Genomic DNA, 23,723 nt, shown 5'->3' on the forward strand with positions numbered 1-23,723 from the left:
CCCGCTCAGCTAAACACTGCTCCCAACCGCGACGGTCAAAGATAGCTTTCGGATCATTGAGCAAGCCCCATTTGCGCTCTTGTTGGCTGAGTTTGGCGAACTTGGCGTAGCCCGAATAGTCCTTTGTGATGAGCTGATCCTTTTGGGGCAGTAGAGGCGGGGTGTCCTAGTCGTAATCGCGGTAGCGTTCTATATGCGTCCCGTGGCCAAGAGTCGGTAGCCGACAGTCATCGATATCATCGACAAGAATAACTGCCAGAGGCTGGTGGGGTTGAGGATAGCCCGACTGCTCACAAATATGCAGAGAATGCCTGCGGCCACCAAGACCCAACCCAGATTTTTCAGGAAGCCCAGGGGCATCAAGATCAGCAGAAAGATGCCACCCACCAGCAAAAAAATGGAAGCATCGGCAGCAATGCCCCGCCACCAGTAGGGGCTGACGTTGGTGGTGAAGAAGATATTCTTGCCCAGAAAATAGATGCCCAACAGCATCAGGGCGAGACCAATAAGTTGCATCAGAAAGCGCATGGGTATATCCAATAGATATGCAAAGAGTTAAGCCGAGGTATGGTTAGACCGATGTATCTGTGTCGCCAGCAGCAGCGGTACCGCCAGGCCCCCTATCAGGTTACCGAGCAACCACAGCCAGGAGAGGGAACCGCCAAATCCATGGATATAGAATCCACGGCGGGTGGAGGACAGCAACGCATCCCAGATCAGATGGGCGCTGATGCCGACGGATAAACCAATGGCCCCGTCGCGCAGCAGGTTCACTAGGGTCCGCTGCCATGAGCTGTACCAGAGACGGCGGCGAGTGCGGCCAGGGCTGGTTCCAGCAGACCACATCGAGTGCAGTGGCCGATACCCTGGCACCGTTGCTTCACTGGCGGGTGTGCCATGTGTGGGACTGGGAGGAAGTGAATGCAGCCGCCGTCAACTGCGCCCAGCCGACGGTGAGTTTAATTAATGACGAAGAGCTAGCGTGAATTCGGGAGCTGATCGCGGCGAAGACCTGGCCGGAGAAATGGGACGGGACAGAACATCGCGGCGACGAATGGCTGCCAGAGATTTTGTCGGATGGCAGCATACAACCGCTCTTATTCCCCAACCGCTAGGATAGGGACAACGATGGGGTTGGCAGCATGGTTGATACGGCATCACGTCCACAGGGCATTGAAACCGATACCTGGGTACCTGCGACCTGGGAAACATTTGTGGCGCTGTGCAACCGACCCGATTTTGACAAAGCTTGGTGCTACTACGATAAGGGTTGGATGCGGATTGAGATGGCACCACTAGGGAGCCTACATGGGCGCGAAAATTCCGTGGTTTCAAAGGTCGTTTCGCTGTTTGCTGCCCTCAAGATGATTAGAGTTGTCGAGTTTCTGAGTACCTCTTTACGCAAACCGGGTGAACGTGAGGCACAGCCAGACATTGCCTTTTATCTAGGGCAGAAGTTTCAATTGCCTAGCCTAAACAATCAACCTATCGATATTGGAGTATATGGCCCTCCTCAACTGGCGGTAGAAATTGCTTCGACGACCTTGAGCGATGATCTAGGGCGGAAGCGACTCCTGTATGAGCGGTTGGGTGTACAGGAATATTGGGTCGTGAATGTGGCTACGTCAGAGGTTACGGCGTTTGCTGTCGAAAATGGGGGAAGTTGGGAGATTCGCGATTCCCGAGTTTTGTCAGGACTGGCGCTGTCGGTCGTGGAAGAGGCGATGCAGCGTAGTCAGACTGAGGATGATGGGGCACTGACGCGGTGGTTGATCCAAACGTTTCAAAAGTAGCGATCGCTCAAAATTGCATCTTAGTCATATTGCACGATCGCGGTCTGTAGAACGTCGTTTCTGAAATATCGACTCAAATCGTTGGATGTTCGTAAGTCGACCTTGCGTTGAATTAGGTCAGAGAGTTCGAGTTCCATGCCAGCCAAGCGAATCAGTCCTGGGGTATGCTCCGGTTCGAATTCAACCAGGAAATCGACATCGCTGTCCGGGCAAAAGTCTTCTCGCAGTACTGAACCAAAAAGGGATAGTTTGCGAATGTGGTGGCGCTGGCAAAAGTCAGCTAGAGCGGGTTTAGGAAGATTGATGGGAAGGGAATGATTCACCAAAAGTAGCCCTCCTTGATTGCGGTCTGCCTCTGACTCGGATCATACTCCAGCAGATATTCACGTGCGATCGCACCCTGTGCTCTCAATTGCCCGACCTCTTCGGTGCGAATCTCGGTATCGGTAGAGAGGAGGATAACTTGGTGGCTGGCTTGGGGGAAGTAGCGCTCGACGAGGTGGCGGCGATGTTCGGAGTCGAGGCGACCCAGAGGGGTATCTATTGCCACGGGCAGCTGCCGACCTGAAACACTGGCGAGGCCCCGCAGGAAGGCGATCGCCAGGAGCTGCTTTTCCCCCGCAGAGAGGCATTGGATGGGGAGGAGGTCACCTTCGGTATCGTAAAGGTCGAGGCGGAAGGTGTCAGCATCAACCATGACCCGGTGAACCAGGCTGGATTTGTGGAGCAGCAGCAAAAAGTACTGAGTGATGGATTGCTCTAATTCGCCCAACTTCTGCTTGGTCAGGCGTTTACGAAATTCCACAAGGGTTTTTTGGACACGAGGCGCTGTTGCCAGCAGCGTATTATCTTTACTGGCGTCAATCGCTCGGAACCATATTCAGCCAGCTGTTTTCTCGAGGTTTCCTGCTGGCGTTCTAGCTCGGAGTAGCGGCGGCGATGGAGTTCGAGATTGAATTGACACTCGTTGAGCTGAAGACGGGTCTGATCACGTTCTGACCTAAGGCGTTCGTAGTCTTCCGGAGAGGCAGCCTTGGCGAGTTTGGTCTCAATGGCGTCAATGTCATCGGTGAGAGTTTGAATTTCAATGAGATGGGAGTGGGCCAGCCGCTGTTCGGCGGCGAGTTGGTGCTGCAGGATGTGATTAAGCCGATTAAGCGCATCGTCGGAGGCTTGTAGCCAGGCATCGCCGTTGGCATTGGCGCTGAGGGTTTCGGCTTCCTGTTCGAGAAAGGTTTGAATGGTCTTTTTCTGGGTGGGTTTGAGCTTGAGCTGGTTAAGAACTTCGAGCAGGCGCTGATCGTGCTCGGTCAGGGCATCATGGGCAATGGCGGCTTTATGCTGGGCCTGTTCGTGCTGTCCTTGTTGAGCGGCCTCGGTCAGTAGGTCCTGGACGAGAGCCAGGGGTAGGGTCGAGGCAGCCAGGTCTTGGAGCACCTGGGTTTGGACTCTGATTTCAGTTTTATCGGCATCTAATTGGTCTTTGAGCGGGACGAGCTGTTCAGTGATGTGACCACCGCTGGCGAAGAAGCGATCCTCGGCAGTTTGTAGAGCGGTTGCGGCTTGGTCGAGGGCGTCTTGGTAATCTTCGAGGTCATCGGCTGCGGCTTGCAGGTCGGTTTCGACTTGCTCAATCTGGCGGCTGAGAGCTTGGAAGGCATGTTGAGTCGCTTCGTCACCGAGTTCAGCCTTTTTGCGACTGACGAGAATAGTCAGGTCATTAGCCAGGCGATCCACGAGTTCTAGCCCCAACACAGAGCGAATAGCGCTGATGACGTTGGGAGGTGGAGTTTCTTGTTCGGTCAGTTCTTTGATTTGTTCACCATCAAAGAGGAACAGGTTGGAGAGGCCAACGGGGAGCCAGTCTTCGACCTGTTCATCCCAGGTTTGGGTGAGAATTTCGTTGGGCCAGCCGTCGAGTTCGACGGTGAGGTCGTCTTTGGTGCCCCGTCGCCAGGTACGAATGACGCGGAGGGTGCCGAGTTTTTCGATGCCGCTGATGTGGAGCACGCGCTCGAATGCGAGTTCAATGGTGGCTTCGGCATCAGGTGGGGCTTGGGTGTTGACGCACTGAGCCAAGAAGTCGGCGTAGGGGAGGTTGCGGCGGCGATCAATGGGGGCACGCTGACCGTAAAGCACGAGACGGAGGGCATCCATGAGAGTAGTTTTGCCGCCACCGTTAAGCCCCCCGATGAGGATGATGGGTTGTTCAGGAGTCGGGCGCAGATCGAGACGATGGCGTCCGTGGTAAGGGCCGAAGTTTTGGAAAACGAGTTCACGCAGAATCATTAGCGATCAGCGGTATGAGGGTAATCCAGGGACGAAAGCGCTCAAAATCTGAAATGTTGTGAGTCAATAAGCTGGTGACATTGTTGGCGAGTAACGTCGCAACGATATTGGCGTCATGAATTTGTTTGCCGCCCACTTCAACTTGGTCGATCAGTTCAAGCAGCTTTGCAGTGACTTGGGCATTATCGTCAGCCACCAAAAAGGTGTTTTGCAGAAATTGGACTCTTTTCAAAACGTGAGACTGAGAAGGAGGGGTCGCAAAGGATTGCGGACGAGTAAGCGTCGCGATGAACTCTCGCAAAACTTGACGGCTGATCCAAAGCGGAATGTCTTGTGTGGCTAAATCTTGAAGCTTGTCGATCGCGATCTGATGCCAAGGGGCGCTGCTCACGTTGGCATAAATCAAAATATTGGTGTCGATAAAGACACCATTATCTTCCGAAGTCGCCATACATTTCCTCGCGGTGGAGTGAAAGGTCGGTCGGCCAGGGGCCATAGTCGTCTACAGGAAACTGGAGCGGTTGCTGGGTCTGCGGTTGACGAGGTTGAGCTTCTAGCACGATGACAACTTGGTATTCCCCGGCCTGAATTTCAGGAGGTAAGGATAGGGTGAGTTGATGATCGGCGGTGACCGCAGCTTTTGTCTGGATAGTATGCATGGCGTAAACCGATGGCAAATGGATCTAACAGTCTATGCTTTGAGCGAATACAGCAGCGTGCGGCCCGGGGCGATCGCTTCTAAAAAGTAGGGATTTTTAATGGTTTGAATCTCAACCAGATCAATGGTGTATCCCAGCAGGTCACTGAGTTCCTGCTTGAGGTCAAAAAAGCGATCGCTGGCCCCTTGAGGGGTATTGATGGCAAATTCGACGAGAAAGTCAATGTCGCTAGCGGTGTCGTTAAAGCGAGCGCTGGTGGCTGACCCAAAGATCTGTAGCTGAGCCACTTGATGGCGGCGGCACAGTTGCTCAATTTGCGATCGCTTGGCGGTAATTTCCTGAAGGATCGGAGAGGTTGTTGGGGGCTGGCTCATGGGATCGCTTAATTCCACTCTCGATTGAGTCGGACTGGTTAGTCTAATCGTACTCAGTTTCAGCCGGGGGCTGACCAAATTTCAGGCGGCTCCAGGCGGCTTGGAAGGCGGGCGACATCGATGCTGTCGTCTGACTCCTCGGCGTCGCGATCCTTATCGTTATGGGGGGTGCCGCCTTGGGCTTGTTTCATATCGCGGATGGCTTCGGCTTGCTGGATGGCGGCGGCTTTGGGCCGGGCACTGGTCTCGAAGCAGGCTTCCAGATCTTTGTAGACGCCAGTGCGGCGGCTCATGGTCTGGTATTTGCGTTCGGTGTCGAGGAGTTTGGCGAGGAGTTCGAGGTAGAGGGGGTCGTCGTCGCAGAGATCTTGGAGGATGGCCCAGGCGTCGGGGGTAATCACGCTTACTCCCTAGGCAAATACTTCACCAACGCTTTCATGACTTCTCCGGGTTGGAACTGGAGCGGCCTGTCGGCGTTGGGGGCGCTGAGGAAGTCTGTCCACTCAAAGATTTCGGCAAAACCAAGCTGGTGCAGGGCCACGACGATCGCGCTGATGGCAGGCTTGGAGCCGATGACGAGGATTTTGACGGGTTCGCGGTCTGGCTTGGGGTAGCTGTGAAGCTTGAGGGTGAGTTCGAGGTGGACTGGCCCTGAACCTGTCGAAGGGTGGGCAGTGTGCTGAGGGGCAGTTTGGAAGGATTGAGTTTGCATAAAAGATGTCAACCACTAGGACGTTTTGAGGATGTTAATCGACCTCTAGGTTGACTGTCAACCACTGGGACGTTTGAGATAGGCTGATTCTCTGACAGGATGAGCGCATGGGAAAGGCAGGACAAGCGCTCAAGCAAGTTTTGGAGGAATACGGCATCAGCCAGTACAGCCTCTCAGTTGCGATGGATGTAGAACGCAACAATGTTCATCGCTGGGTCAATGAGAAGCGTGACCCCACGGCTGAGACGGTAGTGGAGATCGTTCGAGCACTGAAAAAGCTCAACCCCGAAGCTTCAAAAGCCTTTGTTCAGATATATCTCGGCGACGAGCAGTAGCAAGTAGGTTGGGTGGAGCGAACGCGCAACCCAACACCCCATGTAGCTTTGGCAACTTCAGTCTAATCCACCGTGGTTGGGTGGAACGTAGTGGAACCCAACACCCTCAACCACAGCGTCTCCTACTCATACCCAATCTTCTCATCAAACTCAATCGCTCCACCCGCACCCCACTCTGCCGGATAACCCCCATCTTTGACATAGCGATGAAAGCTTGAATAGGGCCAGCCTTGTGGCGAATCGACTAGGCCATGTTTGACAGGGTTGTAGTGAATGTAATCGACATGATGGCGGAAGTCGGTTTCGTTTCGGATCTGGTGCTCCCAGAACCGACGCTGCCAGATGGCGTGTTCGCCTTTACTGCGACGAGAAGAGGACGGCTGTTGCCGATATGGGTGAGGGCACTGTCGGCTAAATCGAGCCTTGATCCTTTTCCAGCGAGATGAGAAGTCGGCATCTTCATCGGGCAGTGTCCAAATGCAGTGGAGGTGATCGGGCAAAATGACGATGGCGTCGATGGTGAAGGGGGATTCGGTTTTGACGCTGCGGAAGGCTTGGCGAAGGAGTCCGATAGTTGAGTCGTTGTCGAAGAGGGATTGCCGTTGATGGGTGACGACGGTGAAGAAGTAGGTTGCCCCTGGAATTTTGGCGCGGCGGTAATGCATGGAGATAGTGATGAGTCCATGGGCTTAGGGTAGGCTGCATAGAAGGAAAGATATCGGTGCTGTTGGGTTTCGCTGCGCTGCACCCAATCTACTAGCGCGGCAAGGCTAAAATATTGGGTAAAAGGTCAAGAAGAATGCTGCTATGCCCCACCCTGATAAGTACGTTGTCAATCTCAGCGAAAGTGAGCGAGAGCGCCTCAAAGACATTAGTCGCAACGGGAAAGCCCCTGCGAAGAAAATCCTCCACGCCAGAATCTTGCTTTTGGCTGACCAAACTCATCAAGAGGGCGGTTGGACAGACCAACGCATTGGGGAAGCAATGGGTCTCCATCCCTACAGCGTGGCTCGCATTCGCAAACGGTTTGTCACGCAAGGAGAAGCGCCAGCGCTCAATCGCAAAGTTCGCACCACCCCGCCTGTGGCCCCCAAAGTAGACGGTGAAGTTGAAGCTCAACTGGTTGCCATCTGTTGTTCTACGCCCCCTGAGGGACGTGCTCGTTGGACGTTAAATTTATTAGTCGATGCCTTGAAAGCCCGCAGCATTGTCACCGAAATTAGTCGCGAAACCGTGCGTCAGACGCTTAAAAAAATGAATTACGACCTTGGAAAAAGCAACGATACTGCATCCCAGAGAAAGACACGGCCCGCTTTGTAGCTCAAATGGAAGTCGTGCTGGACCTGTACACAGCGGAGCACTCGCCTGAAGAGCCCCTCATCTGCATGGATGAAGCGGCGATTGAGTTGCATAAGGATGTCTATCCATCTCAACCCATGCAGCCAGGTTCAGATGCCAAAGAGGATTACCACTACGAGCGCGAAGGGGTACGCGCGTTGTTCATGTTCTTTGACCCGATTCGCGGCTGGCGACGGGTGAGTAGCCGAGAGCATCGTACCCGCATCGATTGGGCCGAAGAAGTCAAACAATTGTTAGACGAAGATTATCCTCATGCTCGCAAGGTCAAACTCTTGTGTGACAACCTCAACACCCATCATATTGCCTCACTCTATGAAGCCTTGGATGCGGATGAAGCCCATCGTTTAGCCCGGCGATTAGAGCTGTTCTACACCCCACGCAATGGGAGCTGGCTGAATGTCACCGAAATTGAGTTGAGTGTCTTACAGCAGCAATGTCTTGACCGTCGGATTGGCGATCCCATTACGCTTGAGCAAGCGTTAGCAGCTTGGCAACAGCAGCGTAATTCACAACAAGCAGGCGTTGTTTGGCGCTTTACCACTCAAGATGCCAGAATCAAGCTGCGCCGCCTTTATCCTAACCCAGCAAATTAGCCTTGCCACGCTACTACAACTGCTATCTTGAGAGTGTTGTAGTGGGCTTGAGCCATGCAAGATACTCTCAACATTCCTCTAACACCAGAACTAAGGTCCGCGATTGATCGCCTGACTGAGGCAGAAGGCTTATCACCGGAGGGATTAGTGCAGAAGGCCCTACAAGAGTTTGTCTTTGTGCATCAATTCAGGTCGCTACGAGAGCAGCTTTTGCAAAAGTCTCAGGCTGACTACACTGACGATGACATCTTTGAAATGGTGTCATGATCTTGGTATTGGATACCAACGTTTTGATCTGATACCTTGCTGCCTAGAGATTTTGCGGCTTACGAGGATCGGTTAGCTTTTGATTAAAGATGACTCTCTGTGCCGTTCTATAAATGAATAAATTGGGTGGTTGAATAAATTGGGTGGTGGGCGTTGCTCACCCTACTTTTGCTTAACAGGGCTAGGTTCAGTGCAAGTTCGATAGTTGCTTCTGGGTAAGCTAGACTCTAAACATCGGTCTTGTAGGGGATAAGCTGAATGCCATCAAAAAGTCAGCTTCAAGCAACGCTTAAGGAAAAGTATGGCATTAATAAAAATATTACTCAACGTTTGAGTGCAGCAGACTGTGAAAACTTACTAAATCTTCTCGACACTCAATCCAGCGCGGAGAGGTTGGTTGAAGTATTTGTCGACAAGAACAACGAGCTTTCAAATAATAACCGCTACTTTGGTCAACGCCGAAGTCAGGCAGAGAAGAAGTTTGAGCGATTACAAGCGGAACATCATCAGCTACAAAAGTCCATTGCTGAGCTAGAGGCTAAAAACAACAACTTAGGCGAGCGCAAACAGGGGTTATTCGAAGAACAACAGGCTCTTGAAGCTGAAATCAACAAGCTGACTTCCGAAAACAGAAATTTAAGCGTAAAAGTACAAAGTCTGACAACTCACAATGACGAACTTGTTACAGCTAATGACCAGCTCAAAAAAGATAACAAGGAACTTAAGAACATAGTCGATCAAATTCGCCTACGGCTAGCTCGCGATACAAAACTGCTTTTGCAATACGAAGATAGCGAAATTCGTAAAGCGCTCATCCGCTTATTCCGCTGGACTTTAGGGTAAAGGATAGTAGCTATGGGAAGCAAAAAAAGTCAGAAGCGACTCTTCAGTGGAATGGGTTACCGTGAGGTTCAGCGGTCAAACTCTAACCGTAGAAGTAAATTGCCCAAACAAGATCAAAAATGGCTTAAAGATAATGGCTATAAAAACGTTGGCTGGGATAATGTTATAAAACTCTACCAAAAAATTAATGACTTTTTATCCTCTTCTGATTTAGATGACCCTAGCTTAGAAGATCTATTTTTAAAGGCTGATAAAATTGGCAGTAAGTATCAGACTCAAGAGGAGATAAAAGCTTTTAACCAAGCTCTCAAGCTAGAAGTCGAAGAGATTTCTGATGAAATTGATAAACAATTTCCTGATTCAGAATATGAGCTTTTAGATTACAGTCAGCATTCTGTCGGCAAAACAAGTAAAAAGGCTAATACAAAGCGTAAAAAGTAATATTTTATGAGTTCTTGTCCTATGTCTATGGAAGAAGAAAAAACGCTTCAAGATCTCTTTAAGCTAGCTGATAAAGTTGGCAATAGGCGTTACCACAAACTGACTCGTCAGGATCTTCAAGATTATCGAAAATTTGACTACTGGCGATATGTGAACGGTGATAGCGAATGCGGAACGACAGAGGAAAGTAGGCAATGGGCTAGAGACAACTCAGAGCACTACTGCCCTGTATGTGGAGAACGATTCAGTAGGAATAATGGCAGAAGTATCGATCATAAATTGCCTCGTGCTCAATATCCCTGGCTATCGCTAGATTTCAGAAACTTATGGGTGATTTGCCATCAATGCAATCAAGAAAAAGGAGAGATGCACTGGTATGAATATGAGCACTATATTTTTACTAGATATCCCGAAAGATACGAAGATATTGTATTCGCTAGGCCAAGACAACTCCTCAAACGCTCAAAATCTAAATAGTATTCAAGTTTTCGACGTTTGTGATGGATGGGGTTTATGGGAAGGATTGGGGATGTCGGCGCGAAGGGAAAGAGGCCGCGTTTGAGGATGAGGGGTTAGCGGTGGGTGAATGTATTGGGTGGTGGGCAGTGCCCACTGTCGGCTAAATCGAGCCTTGATCATTTTCCAGCGAGATGAGAAGTCGGCATTTTCATCGGGCAGTGTCCAAATGCAGTGGAGGTGATCGGGCAAAATGACGATGGCCGTCGATGGTGAAGGGGGATTCGGCTTTGACGCTACGGAAGGCTTGGCGAAGGAGTCCGATAGTTGAGTCGTTGTCGAAGAGGGATTGTCGTTGATGGGTGACGACGGTGAAGAAGTAGGTTGCCCCTGAGGTTTTGGCACGGCGATAGCGCATGGAGATTGTGATGAGTCCATGGGCTTAGGGTAGGCTGGATGGAAGGAAAAATATCGGTGATGTTGGGTTTCGCTGCGCTGCACCCAATCTACGAGAGCGATGCGATAGCACTTATAGTGTTCTTAAGAGGAATGAATCATGCTTACACACCAGATGTAGGACTTGACTTTCCCGTACAATACCACCTAACAACGATAGGTGCATGCTCGTTCCATGCAGCATATAATTGAGAGGTACACATCTTTATTAATCAGAAGTGAGACAACGCTATAAAGATGAAAATGAGCATACCAAAAGAAATTCAAGATTGTATACAAACTATATCAAACCAACTTGATGCCGATCTATTACTTTATAGTGCAGACATTGATGAGGAAAATGCAGATATTTTAATAGAAGCCATTCGCAAAAAGGCTCCTAAGAGAGAAAATGTTGTCTTGATCTTAGCGACTTATGGAGGTGATCCGGATGCTGCTTATAGAATTACACGTTGCCTGAAGAGAGCGTATAGCAAATTTACATTGTTTATTTTTGGCTACTGCAAGAGCGCTGGCACTTTGATCGCCATTGGTGCTGATGAAATAGTTATGTCGGATCTTGCTGAACTTGGTCCTTTAGATGTCCAAGTCTTAAAAGAAAATGATTTTAGAAGATCTTCTGGTCTTGACTTACAACAAGCGCTTACTATTTTGGGCCATGAAACATTTAATGCTTTCGAAGTTGGCTTTCTTTCAACTATTTATAAGTCAGGTGGAGTTATTACCTCCAAAATGGCGGCTGATATTGCAAGCAATATGGCAATTGGGTTACTAGCCCCCATTGCTGGTCAAATAGATCCTCTGAGACTGGGCGAACTTTCTAGATCTATGCAAGTCGCTTATGAATATGGGACAAGGCTAAACCCAAATATAAAAAAATCTATTAACAAGCTAGTCGCTGGATATCCATCTCATAGCTTCGTCATTGATAGAGAAGAAGCGCAAGAATTATTTCGGAATGTCCGTAAACCGACAGATGCAGAATCAATCTTGGAATCTGTATTGTATGAGTGTGCGAGATCACCTGCCCCTCAAGATATGATATTCTCCTTGGATGTTTCCCTAACGGAAGAAGATCAAGAATATCAGGAGCACAAGCAAGCTGAAAATCTAGAGGAAGCTAATGAGCATGGAGGACAACATGAATTTAATGGAAAGAGGGAACATATCGATGATGCTACTTCAACAAATGAATCGGTTGGAGAAGATAAAGCCGAGACAACATGAGAAAGCATCTGGGGCTCTTGATGAAGATCAACGGTTAATCAGAATAAATGTCTTCAACCATAAAAACTTTGATTTTGAAGGACAGAAAAGTAACAGTAAGTTATTGACGAGGGAGGAATTTGTTAGGCGACTAAACAATGTTGACCTTGATAAAATCAATTACGAGATATCTTCCCGTAATAACACAAACAAAAGCAAAAATCAGGAAGCAAATGGAGATTAAAGTCGATAGTTCCCTCGTCTATTCTTATGGGCTATTTAGGCTTACTTGATCAACTCGCCTGAGTTTTGTCGATAAAATATTTCTCTAGGCCCTTAGTAGTGCAGAAACCTCAGACGAGTCTCATTTGAGACTAAGATGCGTTCAAAATCGTTCTCTGAAACCTCGAAAATAGGTGGTTGTGGCGCTTGATAACTGACAAAGGGCTAAGATGGCTCTTTTCATGAGATTCCTTTGGTAGCAATACTTTCAGGACTGTTTTGCACCACTAAGCTCTAGGCCTGAGCTCGAGGTATTCTGTATTGGCTAAATCAGGGGGCCAAGGGTCAGTCTGTTTTACCTTTCTTTCTTTTCTTTCGACTAAACCATAGTCGAAAAGGCCGTTTAGGAGATTTTTCGGAATCCTCGACATCCTTGTAAATGAAGGTTTTAGCACAACCATCCTCCACTACTTCCACTAGAACACGCTTCCGTTTAGGAACGCTGGACAACAAATTAGACATTATTCTTCGTCCTCCATAACAGTCGAATCGCCCCGCTTCTAGCTATTATCCAGTCTATCGCCTCATCATGTAGCGACTTATCCTCCATCCTGAGTATATTATCAGAATTATCTGAGTCGATGGCAAGTAATCCTGCAATTGAACCTTCTTGAAAAACTGCTGCCACCAGTACGACTTGTATATTTCTATTTATTAGGATTTTGTTTTCATCGGTCAAATGTCTATAGCTCGACGGCAAGGAAGCTGAATTGGCAAAGTTAATAAATTCTATGCGTTGTTTCTTGTTTTTTAGAAAAGTGTATCCGACTACACCTTCATTCAGACTGAATTTAGCTAAAAGCTCTTTCTCTGGAACATTTTTAGTCCTACAAACCATCTGAAACTTCCAGGCAAAGAAATTCTGTCTCACAGGAATAAAAATGGTGATTCTAATATTTTCACTAAGATGAAACTTCTGTCTAAATCTCTTCTTTAAAGCATTTAGTTCAATCGCAATAGCAGGTATGAGATTCTCCTCGACCACTATGGAAAGTTGACCAGCCTCTCTTTTAGAAGCTAAAGTATAAGACACCCAAGGTATAACGTATGATAATGAAATCACAATTATTGAAATTATAGTCGCCATTCGTTCATTCCTAAAAATTGTCCAGGAGTTGGGAATAGGACTACTTTCTTCCAGGAAAAAGGATTGAGTGTCGCTCAAGCTGATTATAATCAGTGTAGTAATAAAAAATAGAGAAAGTAGTACCTGAATAAAGTGAAATTTACGTAATAAATAATCGAGTTCATATTGGATGGTTTTTCTAATGCACAGCAAGTTGGATTTTGACATGCCTTACTCTTTAACGGCAAATGGAGATCGATAAATTCTATCGATTTCAAATGTTAATCTAGTTAATCTTCTTTCCCAGGTAAGTTTTATTATTTTTATGTCCGCGAAAGCAACCCATTCTTCATTTACCAATGGGATCGGAACATCAACTGGGAAAATTCGATACCCATCTTTTTGAGCCTCATATTGTTTGTTGAAATCTAAGTTTTCCGGATATCCTTGTGCTTTTCTGATTTTCAATATGCTGTTTACTTCGCATGGCATTCCCACTTTTTTACTCCTTAAGAATTGCTTGAAGTAATGAGACTGATAATATTTGATAATTAATATAATAGAAGGCTAGCTGTCGGTTATCTAAACTGCATGCTTTGATCTCCAGACCTCGCATATCAAGGAATTCGACTGACCAGTTTAGTAGTATAGCAGCTTAAACATTTTTTAGGTATTATGTACTCCCCATCTCTCCCGATGCCACCTCAACTCTTCCAAACTTGGCATAAACCTTTCCTCCCTCAGTAACTCAATCGGCTCTCCCTATAAACTCCATCTTTCCTTGACTTTCCACCGCTGCCTCCTCCCTAAAACGCTCCCAGGGAATCACAATGCGGTGATCGGCATCCATTACATCGAGCTTTTTGAGAAACTTGATAGCCCTTTTACTGAATCGAACCTCCATGCTTCACCCAATCCGTTAAATCAATGGTTTCAGAAGCATCGAAATCCTTTGGAGAACCAACCTGAGTCTCTATCTCAGCTTGTTCCTCGTCGCTCACAAAGGGCATCAGGAGCTTACACAGGTGTAACCGTTCTTCCCGCAGAACTTCTCGCAGGCTGTCTTTGATCAATGCCTTCAATGTTTCGGAATTTAGAGCCTCTGTAGATTCCATCTGGATAATCCTGACACTTTGACTTCTATCGTAATCCAGTCACCCAAGGTGGGCACTGACCAGTATCAACACCTTGACCCAATCCCCCACCTCTCCCGATGCCACCTCACCCCTTCCAAACTTGGCATAAACTGTTCCTCCCTCGGTCAGGGCTATTTCATTCTAAAAATGGCCTTGAGGGTATCTAGACCAAACTTGCAGAGTCGTTCAGCCTGAGCCATATTGGCGAACTCGTTGGAGCGATAGAGGTTGAGCGCGAAGTTTCGAGCGACGGCGAAGATTTGCGGCAACTGGTGCATACGAATGCGCGAAGCATCTTCTCCCTGGGTCACATCCCGGATATGATGTACCTTATTTTCAACGCCCCAATAGCCCCGAATGCGCCGAGCCAAGGATTCCGCTGATTCTAAAAACGAGGCGACATAGTAGCGGGTCTCAGTTTCTAAGTGAGGCTGCCCGCCCTTCTTGAAGTGTCGCTCACTCTCCACTCGAATGAGCGTCTTCAGCCCTGGCCAGGGCTTGATGTTATCGAGGGTGGTGCATAGGCTAACGACCCGCTTCTCCAGTCGCCCATGCCCTTTACTGACCTCGGTGTAGCTGTCCTCAGCGATAAAGTTGGCCTGAACGCTTTTGTGCAAGTTACCCTGATTGCCTTTGAGGGCACCCAAGTAATGATTGTCGGTGTCAAGGATGAGCTGACAGTTTTTTTTGGGTGCTAATCGCATCAAAGGCTATCACCACCCCCTTCAGCGCCAGTTGCTTAATGAACTCGGGCAGGGCTTTGATTTCGTTGGTCTTGTGCTCTACCTGATAGGGCTCCAGAATCAACCCCCGCTCCACCAGATAAGCACTGACCAATAGAATGGCGGGATGAGGGGGAGAGTCAGGATTGTCAGTCTCCAGTTGATACGACCCGCGTAAGACTTTGCCATCCACCGCTAAGGTTTCACCGGCTAACGGTTCAATGCCAAAGAACCGAGCCAAGGCCGCCGAATACTGTCCATAGTCTAGCTTTAGCAGCACCCGGCGAATCGTGCTGTAGGAGGGAAGACGGCCCTTGGGCGGGTTGAAGAGGTCAATCAACTCGCTGCGGTAGCTTTTGAGCCAGTCGCCAATGGCCAGAAATCCACGATTACCGGCCGTCACCGCCAGGGTGAAGAGCGCCAGGCATAAGGCCATCTGATGTCGTTTGCCAGAGGCCTGACGGACATCTGGCAGGGCAACGAAGGCTTCGAGGATCTCGATGCGCTCTACAGCAGGCTCATGCCTCGAGTCGAGGGTAGTAGGGGTAGGGGGCAGACGCATAGACGCTAGGACCATTGGGATTAGCCTGAAACTCTAGCATCTTTAGGTCCCCTTGAGAATGAAATGGCCCTGTCCCTCGGTAACTCAATCCGCTCTCCCCTAAACGCCATCATGCCTCGGCTTTCCACTGCTGCTTCTTCCATAAACCTATCCCAGGGAATCAAAATACGGTAGCTGTCATCTAGCCCAAACCAGCCGTGGTCGAAGGCCCAGTGGTGATTTTTGCAGAGGGCGAGGCCGTTGACGAAGCGATCGTCGCGAAACTCTGAGAATGGCATGATGTGCGCCCCGTCTACAATGGTTACCCCATCCCAACTCACCACCCGCACCTTACAGAACGCGCAGCGCTGGTCATACAGCTTCACCACATTGCGCCGAAAGGCGGCATTGCGGACAAAAATGCGGTCTTCATCCTTCAGGTCTTCTACATTGTAGATAGCCCCGCCGGAGTCAAACAGGGATTGCTGTATGAAGTCAAACTCGTCGTACTTAAACGACTCGGCGATCTCACTTTCCTTTTCAGGGAACCAGGCCTGAATCAGGATAGTAGTCAGTTCCTGGCGACTTTGGGAGGCTTGCAGCAATACAAACAGCTCTGGGTCCACATAGGCATACTTCACTGCCGATCGCAGCGCTGATAGGCTTCTTAGCTTGACCCTGGCCTGAATCGTCGCCTCAAATCCTGGATTTGGCATCAGATACCAGAACTTGTCGCCCGTCAGATGGAAGAAGGGCAGCGCAATATTGGAGTGATGATCGCTGGAGACAAAGCGATGCCAGAACTTGAGGAAGTTGGCCGTTAGCTCTGGAGATAGATAAATCTCATTGCGATGAATCTTGCCCTTCTCTAGCAAGTCGATAATCGTTAGCAGCAAAATTGGCTTGTGGGGGGCAACCCCCCGCGCCCGATCTACCCGTAGATTTGCAAACTTCTTGGCATAGTATTGCAAATCCCGTTTCATTACGCAGATCCCAGTACTGTTGGTCAGGCCTCTGTCAGCCTTTCCATATACATAGCGTATGCTTCTCTAAAGTAACCAGGTGGATCTTGAAATTCATCTGTTTGTAAAATCTTCTTGATATCTTCTAGCTGTCCTGGAAACCAGCGTCTGACTAAGATAGTCAACAGACTTTCTCGTGTCGAGGGGATTTGTAAAAAATCAAACAAATCCTCATCTAAGTAGGCATGGCTAATAGCCTTTTTTACCTCAGAGAAGGTCTTCAGCTTAATCTTGGCCGAGAGCACCTTCTCAAAGCCAGGATTTGCATACAGGTGCCAGAATTTCCCACTCTTCATGTGAAAAAATGGGCGAGAAATATCGGGGTAGTGACGAGCCGATCCGAGATAGCTCCAGTTCTTAAGGAATGTTTGGTTCAGTTGTTGCGATAGTTCAATCTGATTCTGTCGGATCAGGCTGCGTTGAAACGATTCGATTACCGACAGCAGCAAGATCGGCTTGTGCGGCGCCACTCCATGGGCTCGATCTACCCGCAACCGCTGAAACTTCCTGGCGTAGTATTGAAGGGCTTCTAATCGATCAGTAGACAAAAGACGCTTTGTGAGTACATAACCACGCCATCAGCATACGTCTGAAACGGCCCGGTTGATCCGTCGCCTGCCTGCAGTACCTTCACCAACTTTGCCTTATCTTTAATTCTGGTATCAGCCATTGTGCTTAAGGGTAGAGAGTGGTGGGTTGGTGGGTTAGGGGGTGGAATTCAGCACGGTCTCAACGGTAGTGTAGAGAGATTGTACTTGGGCGATCGCACCCTTGCGATCAATTGGTTCATCCAGAGTGTCCACTAGACCGTATCGAAATTGAACTGCGAATGCGGTAAATTCCAGCAATGATCTAAACTCCGCTATTACGCTACAGTCTAGATTCTCCAAACGCTGCATTAATGCTCTCAAATCATGGGTATAAGGATATACATCTCCTAACCCTGCTAGCCACGCCTTTAGGGACTTCTCTGCCGCCTGCTGTACATGGAAGCCAAATATTTCATCTGCAAACTGCTCAAAATCTAACATTCCGGTGAGCGCTTGCAGGTCCCGATGGGCTGCTAGCAAGAGTTTCCTAGCTTGCTTGAGATCGCTCATAGAGCACCTTACCTTCCTCTAGCGCCCTTGAGATCAGATGATTTCGACTATGTCGCCACTCAGCAATCTCATCAGCGCTGTACATGAGCACATCCGCAGGGATGCCAAACCTTCCCAAGGCATCCCAAACTTTAGCAGCTTCCTTACGGCGGCTGCGATGACGCCCAAATGCCTCGGCCTCAATCACCAAAAGATCAATATCTGAATCTGGCCTCGCCACTCCCCTAGCCCGAGAGCCAAACATCACAATCTGCTCCGGGGCCACAGCCTGGACAATGGCCTGGGTCATCTGTTGCAGTAGCTCCGGTGTCAGCGTAGGACTCGACATCATCTCACCCCCTGGGGTTAATCTATCAGGCGCTGCCACCTGTTGGGGGCCGTAACCCCTGAGCCACAGTGACTCGCCCTGACGGCACAGAGGTGAACAACATGGTGTGGGCCAATGATGAGCATCAGGCCGAGGTAAACCCGGCTATCGATGAGTTCTGCCAACGGTTTCCAGATGCTCAACTGCGAGAGGCACCGCTGACTCGCTTAGCCGAGCGCATGTTTGATGAGGCAGAATTATCAGAAGAGGTAAATCACCCTATCCCGACTAGACGCCGTCGGGTCCGAGGAAGCTAAATGACAACCAACACCCCTACGAGAAAGAGAAATTTCTCCAGTTTTTCTAAAAAAGAGGCCTTCAAACAGCTCGGCCTTACAGACTTGTTGCCCTGGACGATTGAGGCAGCCCCCATCCCCCCCAGCTCCTTTTTTCAAGAGCATTTTAAGCGCCTGCAGCAACACTTTGACCTGGAGAGCACAGAAGAGTCTAAAAAGCTGTTGATTGATGCCATCGCCAGCGAAGCCCTGGAAGGGATTGAGCGCGTCAAACTCTGGAAATCGGCTCCCCTAGAAGGGGAAATGACCTGTGGCATTGCCGATTACTTAGGTGCAGAACGGAAGCGGTATTTAGAAGCGCCTTTTCTCTGCATTATCGAAGCCAAAAAGGATGACTTTGAGCAGGGGATGGCTCAATGCCTGGTCGAAATGCAAGCCTGCCAGTGGGAAAATCAATGCCTGGGGCTGATGCCCGAGATTTACGGCATTGTCACCAACGGCAGCGGTTGGATGTTTTATCGGCTGGTGCCATCAGGGGAGGTCTATGAGACACTACTGTATTCCATCCATGATTTAGCCACCTTAATTGGCGCTCTCCATGAAGTCTTTCGCCAGTGCGAACGCAACCTGGACTACCCCTCAAAAGTGTCGGCTTAGGAGAAAGAGCCCAATGGTGCTAACCGTTAGCCGAGAGTACATTCAACTGCCGCCGGGTAGTGAAGTCACGCTTCACTATCAAACCTGGGCCGACTACGAAGCGCTGCTGGCCAGCCGCCGCGAGAATGCAGCCATCAAAATTCGCTTCAACGGTCACACTCAACAGATAACGCTCATGGCCCCCATGGCCGGTCACGGCAATCGAATTGATACGTTAGTGGATCTGGTGAAAGCCCTACTGCGCCATCAAGGCCGTGATTGGCATAGCTACGACCCGGTTACCTTAAAGAAGCTTCAAGAGGCAGGAGCTGAACCAGATGCCTGTTTTTATATTGAAAATTGGCAAGCAGTCTTGGGTAAGGATCGCATTGACCTGGCGACAGACCCCCCACCCGACCTGGCGATTGAGATGGATATGACCTCGTTGACGGACTTGGAGGTCTACCAAACCCTCGGTGTTCCTGAGGTCTGGATTTACCGGCAGGGACAGTTGAGCCTTCATGGGCTGACCGCTGACGGCTATGAAGACCGTGCTAATAGTCCGACGTTTCCGTCAGTGGATGTGAAGAATCTGCTGCCAGAGTACGTCGAGAGAGCCTGGGCAGCTGGTTCCAGCGTTGCCATGCGAGAGTTTGAACAGGTTCTCATATCCTTCTAGTAGACCGTTGGCGCCGGATGCCACCCAACTCGATAAAACGTCCTCGCAGGTCTTGGGTGGTCTGGGAAGAAGGCGGTCAATATCCCGATCTAATTATTGAGCTGCTCTCGCCTGCAACAGCCCAGGTTGACCATACCCTCAAAAAGACCCTGTATGCTGAAGCTGAAGCTACCCAAGCTCGCTTACAAGCCCAGCAAGCAGAAGACCGGGCCGCCCATTTGGCGAAACAGCTAAAAGCATTAGGCATTGATCTTGAAGAGTAGACATAGACCCGGCGTGATCTGGTTGCGGCTCTCATCCGACTGAAGTCAGGCGATGGGTATAGAGGGCGAGCCCCTGTAGGGTAAAACCATCTCGAATCTGCCCCTGGCTGATGCGCTGCCAGACTTCCTCGGGGGAGGCCAGAAACACCTGCTGAATCGCCTCGTCCCGCTGACGGCAGGCAGGATCGTAGTCGGTCACCGGCACATGATAGAAATGCACCTGGCTATCGGTGAGGCCGGTGTCGGTATAGGTGTGGCCCAGGCAGGTGGCTGCGCTGCCCAGGTAGCCGGTTTCCTCCGCCAGTTCCTTCAGGGCATTGTCTTGCCCCGAGACCTCGGCTTCGGCAAAGCCTCGCGGCAGGGCCACTTCATCGGTGCCGGTGGCATGGCGCTCCTGTTCGATCAGCACCAGATCCCCCAGGTTTCCCAGGGTGTCATCGGCGATGGTGGCGACGATAACCACATTGACGCCGCCGTGTAATTGCCCCAGGGGAATCACCCGCAGATAGGGAGTATAGGTGAAACCCTGGCCGCGACCATTCTCCACCAGGTCCACTACAAAATAAACATAGGGGGTCTTGGCGGTCACCCCCAAAGCCACCCCCGTCTCCGCCATGTAGGTCGCTAAGATCTGAGGATCTTGGATGATGGGTCGCTGCTGCCGCGGCTGAAACAGCTGGGGATGGTCTGCCATTAGCTGGCAGTAACTGGCCAGGGCCTGGCGTTGATAGTCCGAGAGGGGGGCCATTAATCGATTCCTTGGTCGGCCATCTGCATAGACACCTCCGGTAAGTCTTCGCCGCTGATGGAGGCGATTTTGCCCAGCAGTTCCAGGATATCGTCCTGATAGAGTTCGGCATTGCTCTGCATCAGCTCGATGCTGTAGCTGCGATCGCAATCCAGTTGCCGCCGACCGATGTCATAGACATTCACCATCAACTTAGCCGCATAGCCCTTCACCTTCTGAGGCAGGTAGCCGACGGCCCGATCCACGGTAAAGTTGGCCACCACATTGCCCAGGGGCGGCAACAGCCCCGAGCCCACCACGATCAACTTGCCGGCTAGACTCACCGCCAGGGACACATAGTTGCAATAGCGAGCCTCGGTATGGGGCCGTTGATACTTCAGATTGAACCAGTCGGACAGGGCCCGTTGGAAGGTATCAAACTCCGTCTGGAAGCCGTCGATTAGGGATAGGCACTGCAGCGGATTCTTCAAGATGTTGGCCTGGGCATCTTTGAAGGCATACCACTCCGGCAACTGCCGGATCTCGGCCACATCGGCCATGGTCAACTCAGACAACAGCGGTAGATTCATGCCCTGCTGCACCCGGGCCATGAAAGTCCGCCGCAGGGAGGTGATCAGGTCCGGATCCGAGAGAATATCTTGAATGCTCTCGTGCTTAAAGACATTCACCCCGGTTTGGTCTTGCAAAGCGATGCGGCTGGGCAATCCTGCCGGAGTGAAGGTGTAGCGCTTCAGGCGATCGGGCAGGTTGGTGTTGTAGACCAGATCGACGCATTTCTTCAATTCCAGGACAAAAGGGTTCTCGGAGCCGGGTTTCCGGAATTGCCCCAGGGCGACACTGCCGCCAGGCTCAATGAACTGCTCCGCATAGACTTGGTTGCGACTGAGGAGCTTGTTGGCAGAGCTGAGTTCCATGGCCTGTTGGAAAGCATACTGGGCCAATTGCTTCAACCCCTGTTGGAGGGCCCGCAGGGTGTCGGGATTCGAGGAGGCATCGGCATCGCCGAAGAGTTCCTTAGCCATGGCAACACATTCCGACTCACCGAAGCTGGCAAACCGCATCAGGTTGTCGCTGAAAGCCCGACTCATGGCCCGGGCCGCCTGCTCATTGGCGTCATCCTCGGTGGCCAGGCGCACGCAGTAGATATCATCCAGCTCCTGAATCAGGCTCTTGAGGGCGCGGTCCCCCTCTTGCATCAGGTCAAACTCCAGCTGGTCCGTCAGGGAGGATTCCCGAAACAAAAAGGGCACTACCGCCCGCTGCCGCAACAACTTCGATTTGCCTTCAGTCATCGATAAGACCACGACACTCACGCCCCCTGCCGCACACCCATCTGCACCTGCCAGAGACTGGCATAGAGACCCCGGCACTGCAGCAACTCCTCATGGCTGCCCCATTCCACCAATTGCCCCTGCTCCATCACATAGATGCGATCGGCATTGCGAATGGTCGACAGCCGGTGAGCGATGGCAATGGTAGTCCGCTCTCGGGTGATCTTCTCCAGGGAGCGCTGGATGGCGGATTCGGTCTCGTTGTCCACTGCCGAGGTAGCCTCATCCAGAATCAAAATCGGCGGATTTTTCAAGATAGCTCGGGCAATGGACAGGCGCTGCCGCTGTCCTCCGGAGAGCTTCTGGCCCCGTTCTCCCACGATGGTGTCATAGCCTTGGGGCAGCTGTGCGATAAACTCATGGGCCTCGGCAATCTCAGCTGCCTCCATGATCGCCTCGCGGCTAGCCCCAAAACTACCATAGGCAATGTTCTCAGCTACGGTGCCGTGAAACAGAAACACATCCTGGCTGACTAAGCCAATGGCCCGCCGCAAATCCCGAGGATCCAAATCCCGCAGATCGATGCCATCCAGGGTAATGCGGCCCTGATTCACCTCATAGAAGCGCAGCAACAACTTCACCAGAGTGCTCTTGCCGGAGCCGGTAGAGCCGACGATGGCGATGGTTTGCCCCGCCGGCACCTTCAACGTAAAGTGCTGCACCACCGGCGTGCGGTCGGCATAGGCAAAGGTAATGTCTTCGAAGCGAATCTCGCCCCGCACCTGGCTCACGGGCAGTCGCTGCTGGCCTGGGGGGAGGGTGATCGGGGTCTGCAACAGGTCCATTACCCGGTTGGTCGAGGCCATGGCCCGTTGATACAGGTCTAGGGTTTCCCCCAATCGGGTCAAGGGCCAGAGCAGTCGCTGGGTCAGAAACACCAGCACGCTGTAGGTACCCACGGCCAGGTCCCCGGCTACCGTGGCCAATCCTCCATAGATCAATGTGGCCGTGAAGCCCAGCAGAATCAAAATTCGAATCAACGGAATAAAGGCGGCACTGAGGGTGATGGCTCGCCGGTTGCTTTGGCGGTAGGCCTCGCTCTCTTGGCGAATCCGCTCGATTTCATAGGGTTCGGCGGTGAAACTTTTGATCGTCAGCATGCCGGCCAGATTGTTAGACAGGCGGCTGTTGAGCAGACTCACCCGCTCCCGCACCTCGGCATAGCGGGGAGCCAACAACCGCTGAAAGGCAATGGCGCCCCAGATGATGAACGGCATGGGCAGCATGGCCATCCAGGCCAAACCAGGGGCCAGCACAAAGAAGGCGCCGCCGATCAAGATCACCGTCGTGATCACCTGAATCACCTCATTGGCGCCCCCATCCAGAAAGCGTTCCAGCTGATTAATGTCGTCATTGAGGATGGCCATGAGGCGACCACTGCTGCGGTCTTCGAAGTAAGCCAGATCTAGATCTTGCAGATGGCTGTAGGCATCCACCCGTAGATCCCGCTGTATGGTTTGGGCCAGGTTGCGCCAGAGCCAATCATAGGCATATTCGAAGGCAGACTCCAGGCTCCAAATCAACAGGGTGAGGATGGAGAGGACGATAAACTGGCTGCGAATGCCCTCAATGCCCCAGGTGGCGATCCAGGACTCTTGCTGCTTGACCACTACGTCGACGGCCAGGCCAATCAGGGCCGGAGGGGCCAGGTCAAATAGCTTATTCAGGACCGAACAGAGGCTGGCCAGCCAAATGCGTTGACGGTAGGCGCGACCGTAGATCAGCAATCGTTGTAGGGGATGAACCTGAGCAGACGTCATAGGAAAAACCCTGAGAAATGCAGTAATCGAGAAAGTGGATGTTGCCGGAGT

At 50.8% G+C, this 23,723-nt stretch carries 34 protein-coding genes and 2 pseudogenes; 13 read left to right on the forward strand and 23 right to left on the reverse strand.

Going from position 1 to position 23,723, the window contains the following annotated elements:
• Window positions 1-189: 189 nt before the first annotated feature.
• Both XM38_RS01970 and XM38_RS25640 read right to left on the reverse strand, forming a co-directional pair.
• The gene (locus XM38_RS01970) at window positions 190-528 is read right to left on the reverse strand and encodes a hypothetical protein (protein ID WP_080812787.1); all 339 of its coding nucleotides are present in this window, start codon (window positions 526-528) and stop codon (window positions 190-192) included.
• A gap of 27 nt (window positions 529-555) precedes the next feature.
• A complete protein-coding gene (locus XM38_RS25640; protein WP_187329578.1) occupies window positions 556-774 on the reverse strand; it encodes a hypothetical protein in 219 nt (72 codons plus the stop codon).
• Between the two features lie 14 nt (window positions 775-788).
• Between XM38_RS25640 and XM38_RS26675 the strand changes: the two genes are divergently transcribed.
• Window positions 789-986, forward strand: a complete 198-nt coding sequence (locus XM38_RS26675) for a hypothetical protein (RefSeq protein WP_225889152.1) — start codon at window positions 789-791, stop codon at window positions 984-986.
• Window positions 987-1,142: 156 nt separating this feature from the next.
• Window positions 1,143-1,793: a Uma2 family endonuclease gene (locus XM38_RS01980; protein ID WP_080812785.1), complete on the forward strand. Its 651-nt coding sequence runs from the start codon at window positions 1,143-1,145 to the stop codon at window positions 1,791-1,793.
• 20 nt (window positions 1,794-1,813) lie between these two features.
• Here the strand turns inward: XM38_RS01980 and XM38_RS01985 are convergent, their stop codons facing one another.
• From XM38_RS01985 to XM38_RS02020, 8 genes are read right to left on the reverse strand one after another with little or no spacing between them, the layout of a single operon-like run.
• On the reverse strand, window positions 1,814-2,116 hold the full coding sequence (locus XM38_RS01985; RefSeq protein WP_080812914.1) for a nucleotidyltransferase family protein: 303 nt from the start codon (window positions 2,114-2,116) through the stop codon (window positions 1,814-1,816).
• Window positions 2,113-2,598: a hypothetical protein gene (locus tag XM38_RS01990; protein WP_080812783.1), complete on the reverse strand. Its 486-nt coding sequence runs from the start codon at window positions 2,596-2,598 to the stop codon at window positions 2,113-2,115. Before XM38_RS01990 ends, XM38_RS01985 begins: the two co-directional genes overlap by 4 nt.
• Entirely contained in the window at window positions 2,577-4,082 is a 1,506-nt protein-coding gene (dndD, locus tag XM38_RS01995) for a DNA sulfur modification protein DndD (protein ID WP_080812779.1), read from the reverse strand. The genes XM38_RS01990 and dndD overlap by 22 nt, the downstream gene beginning before the upstream one ends.
• On the reverse strand, window positions 4,069-4,533 hold the full coding sequence (locus tag XM38_RS02000) for a type II toxin-antitoxin system VapC family toxin (RefSeq protein ID WP_080812776.1): 465 nt from the start codon (window positions 4,531-4,533) through the stop codon (window positions 4,069-4,071). Before XM38_RS02000 ends, dndD begins: the two co-directional genes overlap by 14 nt.
• Complete coding sequence (locus XM38_RS02005) at window positions 4,514-4,741, reverse strand: hypothetical protein (RefSeq protein WP_080812774.1); 228 nt, start codon at window positions 4,739-4,741, stop codon at window positions 4,514-4,516. Before XM38_RS02005 ends, XM38_RS02000 begins: the two co-directional genes overlap by 20 nt.
• A 32-nt stretch (window positions 4,742-4,773) precedes the next feature.
• A complete protein-coding gene (locus tag XM38_RS02010) occupies window positions 4,774-5,115 on the reverse strand; it encodes a nucleotidyltransferase family protein (RefSeq protein WP_080812771.1) in 342 nt (113 codons plus the stop codon).
• A gap of 59 nt (window positions 5,116-5,174) precedes the next feature.
• A complete protein-coding gene (locus XM38_RS02015) occupies window positions 5,175-5,516 on the reverse strand; it encodes a DNA modification system-associated small protein (protein WP_080812768.1) in 342 nt (113 codons plus the stop codon).
• 2 nt (window positions 5,517-5,518) lie between these two features.
• Window positions 5,519-5,827, reverse strand: coding sequence for a hypothetical protein (locus XM38_RS02020; RefSeq protein ID WP_080812766.1), 309 nt, complete (start codon window positions 5,825-5,827; stop codon window positions 5,519-5,521).
• A gap of 107 nt (window positions 5,828-5,934) precedes the next feature.
• Between XM38_RS02020 and XM38_RS02025 the strand changes: the two genes are divergently transcribed.
• The gene (locus XM38_RS02025; RefSeq protein ID WP_080812765.1) at window positions 5,935-6,162 is read left to right on the forward strand and encodes a helix-turn-helix transcriptional regulator; all 228 of its coding nucleotides are present in this window, start codon (window positions 5,935-5,937) and stop codon (window positions 6,160-6,162) included.
• Window positions 6,163-6,284: 122 nt separating this feature from the next.
• On the opposite strand, the gene XM38_RS02030 is transcribed toward XM38_RS02025, so the two are convergent.
• Window positions 6,285-6,827 (reverse strand): REP-associated tyrosine transposase, encoded by a 543-nt coding sequence (locus XM38_RS02030; RefSeq protein ID WP_080812545.1) that lies wholly within the window; start codon window positions 6,825-6,827, stop codon window positions 6,285-6,287.
• 142 nt (window positions 6,828-6,969) lie between these two features.
• Between XM38_RS02030 and XM38_RS02035 the strand changes: the two genes are divergently transcribed.
• The 5 genes from XM38_RS02035 (at window position 6,970) to XM38_RS02055 (ending at window position 10,142) form a co-directional block, all read left to right on the forward strand.
• Window positions 6,970-8,114 (forward strand): IS630 family transposase gene (locus XM38_RS02035; protein WP_088428935.1). Its coding sequence is split into 2 segments (ribosomal slippage): window positions 6,970-7,411 and window positions 7,411-8,114, totalling 1,146 coding nucleotides; the frame shifts between segments, so codons are not numbered across the junction.
• Between the two features lie 54 nt (window positions 8,115-8,168).
• Window positions 8,169-8,381 (forward strand): hypothetical protein, encoded by a 213-nt coding sequence (locus tag XM38_RS02040; protein WP_080812548.1) that lies wholly within the window; start codon window positions 8,169-8,171, stop codon window positions 8,379-8,381.
• A 258-nt stretch (window positions 8,382-8,639) separates the two neighbouring features.
• Window positions 8,640-9,224, forward strand: a complete 585-nt coding sequence (locus XM38_RS02045) for a hypothetical protein (RefSeq protein WP_080812550.1) — start codon at window positions 8,640-8,642, stop codon at window positions 9,222-9,224.
• Between the two features lie 12 nt (window positions 9,225-9,236).
• Window positions 9,237-9,665, forward strand: coding sequence for a hypothetical protein (locus XM38_RS25645; RefSeq protein WP_187329232.1), 429 nt, complete (start codon window positions 9,237-9,239; stop codon window positions 9,663-9,665).
• Between the two features lie 21 nt (window positions 9,666-9,686).
• Entirely contained in the window at window positions 9,687-10,142 is a 456-nt protein-coding gene (locus XM38_RS02055; RefSeq protein ID WP_080812553.1) for an HNH endonuclease, read from the forward strand.
• 190 nt (window positions 10,143-10,332) lie between these two features.
• Here the strand turns inward: XM38_RS02055 and XM38_RS25650 are convergent, their stop codons facing one another.
• A complete protein-coding gene (locus tag XM38_RS25650) occupies window positions 10,333-10,539 on the reverse strand; it encodes a hypothetical protein (protein ID WP_187329233.1) in 207 nt (68 codons plus the stop codon).
• Between the two features lie 275 nt (window positions 10,540-10,814).
• Between XM38_RS25650 and XM38_RS02060 the strand changes: the two genes are divergently transcribed.
• Window positions 10,815-11,804, forward strand: a complete 990-nt coding sequence (locus XM38_RS02060; protein WP_080812555.1) for an SDH family Clp fold serine proteinase — start codon at window positions 10,815-10,817, stop codon at window positions 11,802-11,804.
• Window positions 11,805-12,519: 715 nt separating this feature from the next.
• On the opposite strand, the gene XM38_RS02065 is transcribed toward XM38_RS02060, so the two are convergent.
• The 8 genes and pseudogenes from XM38_RS02065 to XM38_RS02105 form a co-directional block, all read right to left on the reverse strand.
• The gene (locus tag XM38_RS02065; protein ID WP_187329234.1) at window positions 12,520-13,152 is read right to left on the reverse strand and encodes a hypothetical protein; all 633 of its coding nucleotides are present in this window, start codon (window positions 13,150-13,152) and stop codon (window positions 12,520-12,522) included.
• Between the two features lie 210 nt (window positions 13,153-13,362).
• Entirely contained in the window at window positions 13,363-13,623 is a 261-nt protein-coding gene (locus tag XM38_RS02070) for a DUF2584 domain-containing protein (protein WP_256995753.1), read from the reverse strand.
• 392 nt (window positions 13,624-14,015) lie between these two features.
• Entirely contained in the window at window positions 14,016-14,246 is a 231-nt protein-coding gene (locus tag XM38_RS02075) for a hypothetical protein (RefSeq protein ID WP_080812565.1), read from the reverse strand.
• A gap of 152 nt (window positions 14,247-14,398) precedes the next feature.
• Window positions 14,399-15,566: pseudogene (locus XM38_RS28570) on the reverse strand (ISAs1 family transposase).
• A 5-nt stretch (window positions 15,567-15,571) separates the two neighbouring features.
• A complete protein-coding gene (locus XM38_RS02085; RefSeq protein ID WP_080812569.1) occupies window positions 15,572-16,513 on the reverse strand; it encodes an HNH endonuclease in 942 nt (313 codons plus the stop codon).
• Window positions 16,514-16,536: 23 nt separating this feature from the next.
• The gene (locus XM38_RS02090; RefSeq protein WP_080812571.1) at window positions 16,537-17,100 is read right to left on the reverse strand and encodes a hypothetical protein; all 564 of its coding nucleotides are present in this window, start codon (window positions 17,098-17,100) and stop codon (window positions 16,537-16,539) included.
• A 156-nt stretch (window positions 17,101-17,256) separates the two neighbouring features.
• Window positions 17,257-17,652, reverse strand: coding sequence for a HEPN domain-containing protein (locus XM38_RS02100; protein WP_080812572.1), 396 nt, complete (start codon window positions 17,650-17,652; stop codon window positions 17,257-17,259).
• Window positions 17,630-17,983 carry a nucleotidyltransferase domain-containing protein gene (locus XM38_RS02105; protein WP_080812574.1) on the reverse strand — a complete coding sequence of 118 codons (354 nt, stop codon included), beginning with the start codon at window positions 17,981-17,983 and terminating at the stop codon, window positions 17,630-17,632. The genes XM38_RS02100 and XM38_RS02105 overlap by 23 nt, the downstream gene beginning before the upstream one ends.
• A 65-nt stretch (window positions 17,984-18,048) precedes the next feature.
• Here XM38_RS02105 and XM38_RS02110 point away from each other — a divergent pair, with 65 nt between their 5' ends.
• The 4 genes and pseudogenes from XM38_RS02110 to XM38_RS28575 form a co-directional block, all read left to right on the forward strand.
• Entirely contained in the window at window positions 18,049-18,276 is a 228-nt protein-coding gene (locus XM38_RS02110) for a hypothetical protein (RefSeq protein ID WP_137454986.1), read from the forward strand.
• Entirely contained in the window at window positions 18,277-18,912 is a 636-nt protein-coding gene (locus XM38_RS02115) for a hypothetical protein (protein ID WP_080812577.1), read from the forward strand.
• A 13-nt stretch (window positions 18,913-18,925) separates the two neighbouring features.
• A complete protein-coding gene (locus tag XM38_RS02120; protein ID WP_080812578.1) occupies window positions 18,926-19,570 on the forward strand; it encodes a Uma2 family endonuclease in 645 nt (214 codons plus the stop codon).
• 26 nt (window positions 19,571-19,596) lie between these two features.
• Window positions 19,597-19,731, forward strand: a pseudogene (locus XM38_RS28575) (Uma2 family endonuclease); the annotation flags it as partial.
• A 133-nt stretch (window positions 19,732-19,864) separates the two neighbouring features.
• On the opposite strand, the gene XM38_RS02130 reads toward XM38_RS28575, so the two are convergent.
• Genes XM38_RS02130 through XM38_RS02140 form a run of 3 tightly spaced genes read right to left on the reverse strand, consistent with a single transcriptional unit; the run spans window position 19,865 to window position 23,672 of the window.
• Complete coding sequence (locus XM38_RS02130) at window positions 19,865-20,581, reverse strand: NUDIX hydrolase (protein ID WP_080812582.1); 717 nt, start codon at window positions 20,579-20,581, stop codon at window positions 19,865-19,867.
• Window positions 20,581-21,873 (reverse strand): hypothetical protein, encoded by a 1,293-nt coding sequence (locus XM38_RS02135; RefSeq protein ID WP_088428939.1) that lies wholly within the window; start codon window positions 21,871-21,873, stop codon window positions 20,581-20,583. The genes XM38_RS02130 and XM38_RS02135 overlap by 1 nt, the downstream gene beginning before the upstream one ends.
• A 17-nt stretch (window positions 21,874-21,890) precedes the next feature.
• Entirely contained in the window at window positions 21,891-23,672 is a 1,782-nt protein-coding gene (locus XM38_RS02140; RefSeq protein ID WP_080812587.1) for an ABC transporter ATP-binding protein, read from the reverse strand.
• Between the last annotated feature and the right edge of the window lie 51 nt (window positions 23,673-23,723).

Origin of the sequence: Halomicronema hongdechloris C2206 (genome assembly GCF_002075285.3) — a bacterium.
Classification (GTDB): domain Bacteria; phylum Cyanobacteriota; class Cyanobacteriia; order Phormidesmidales; family Phormidesmidaceae; genus Halomicronema_B; species Halomicronema_B hongdechloris.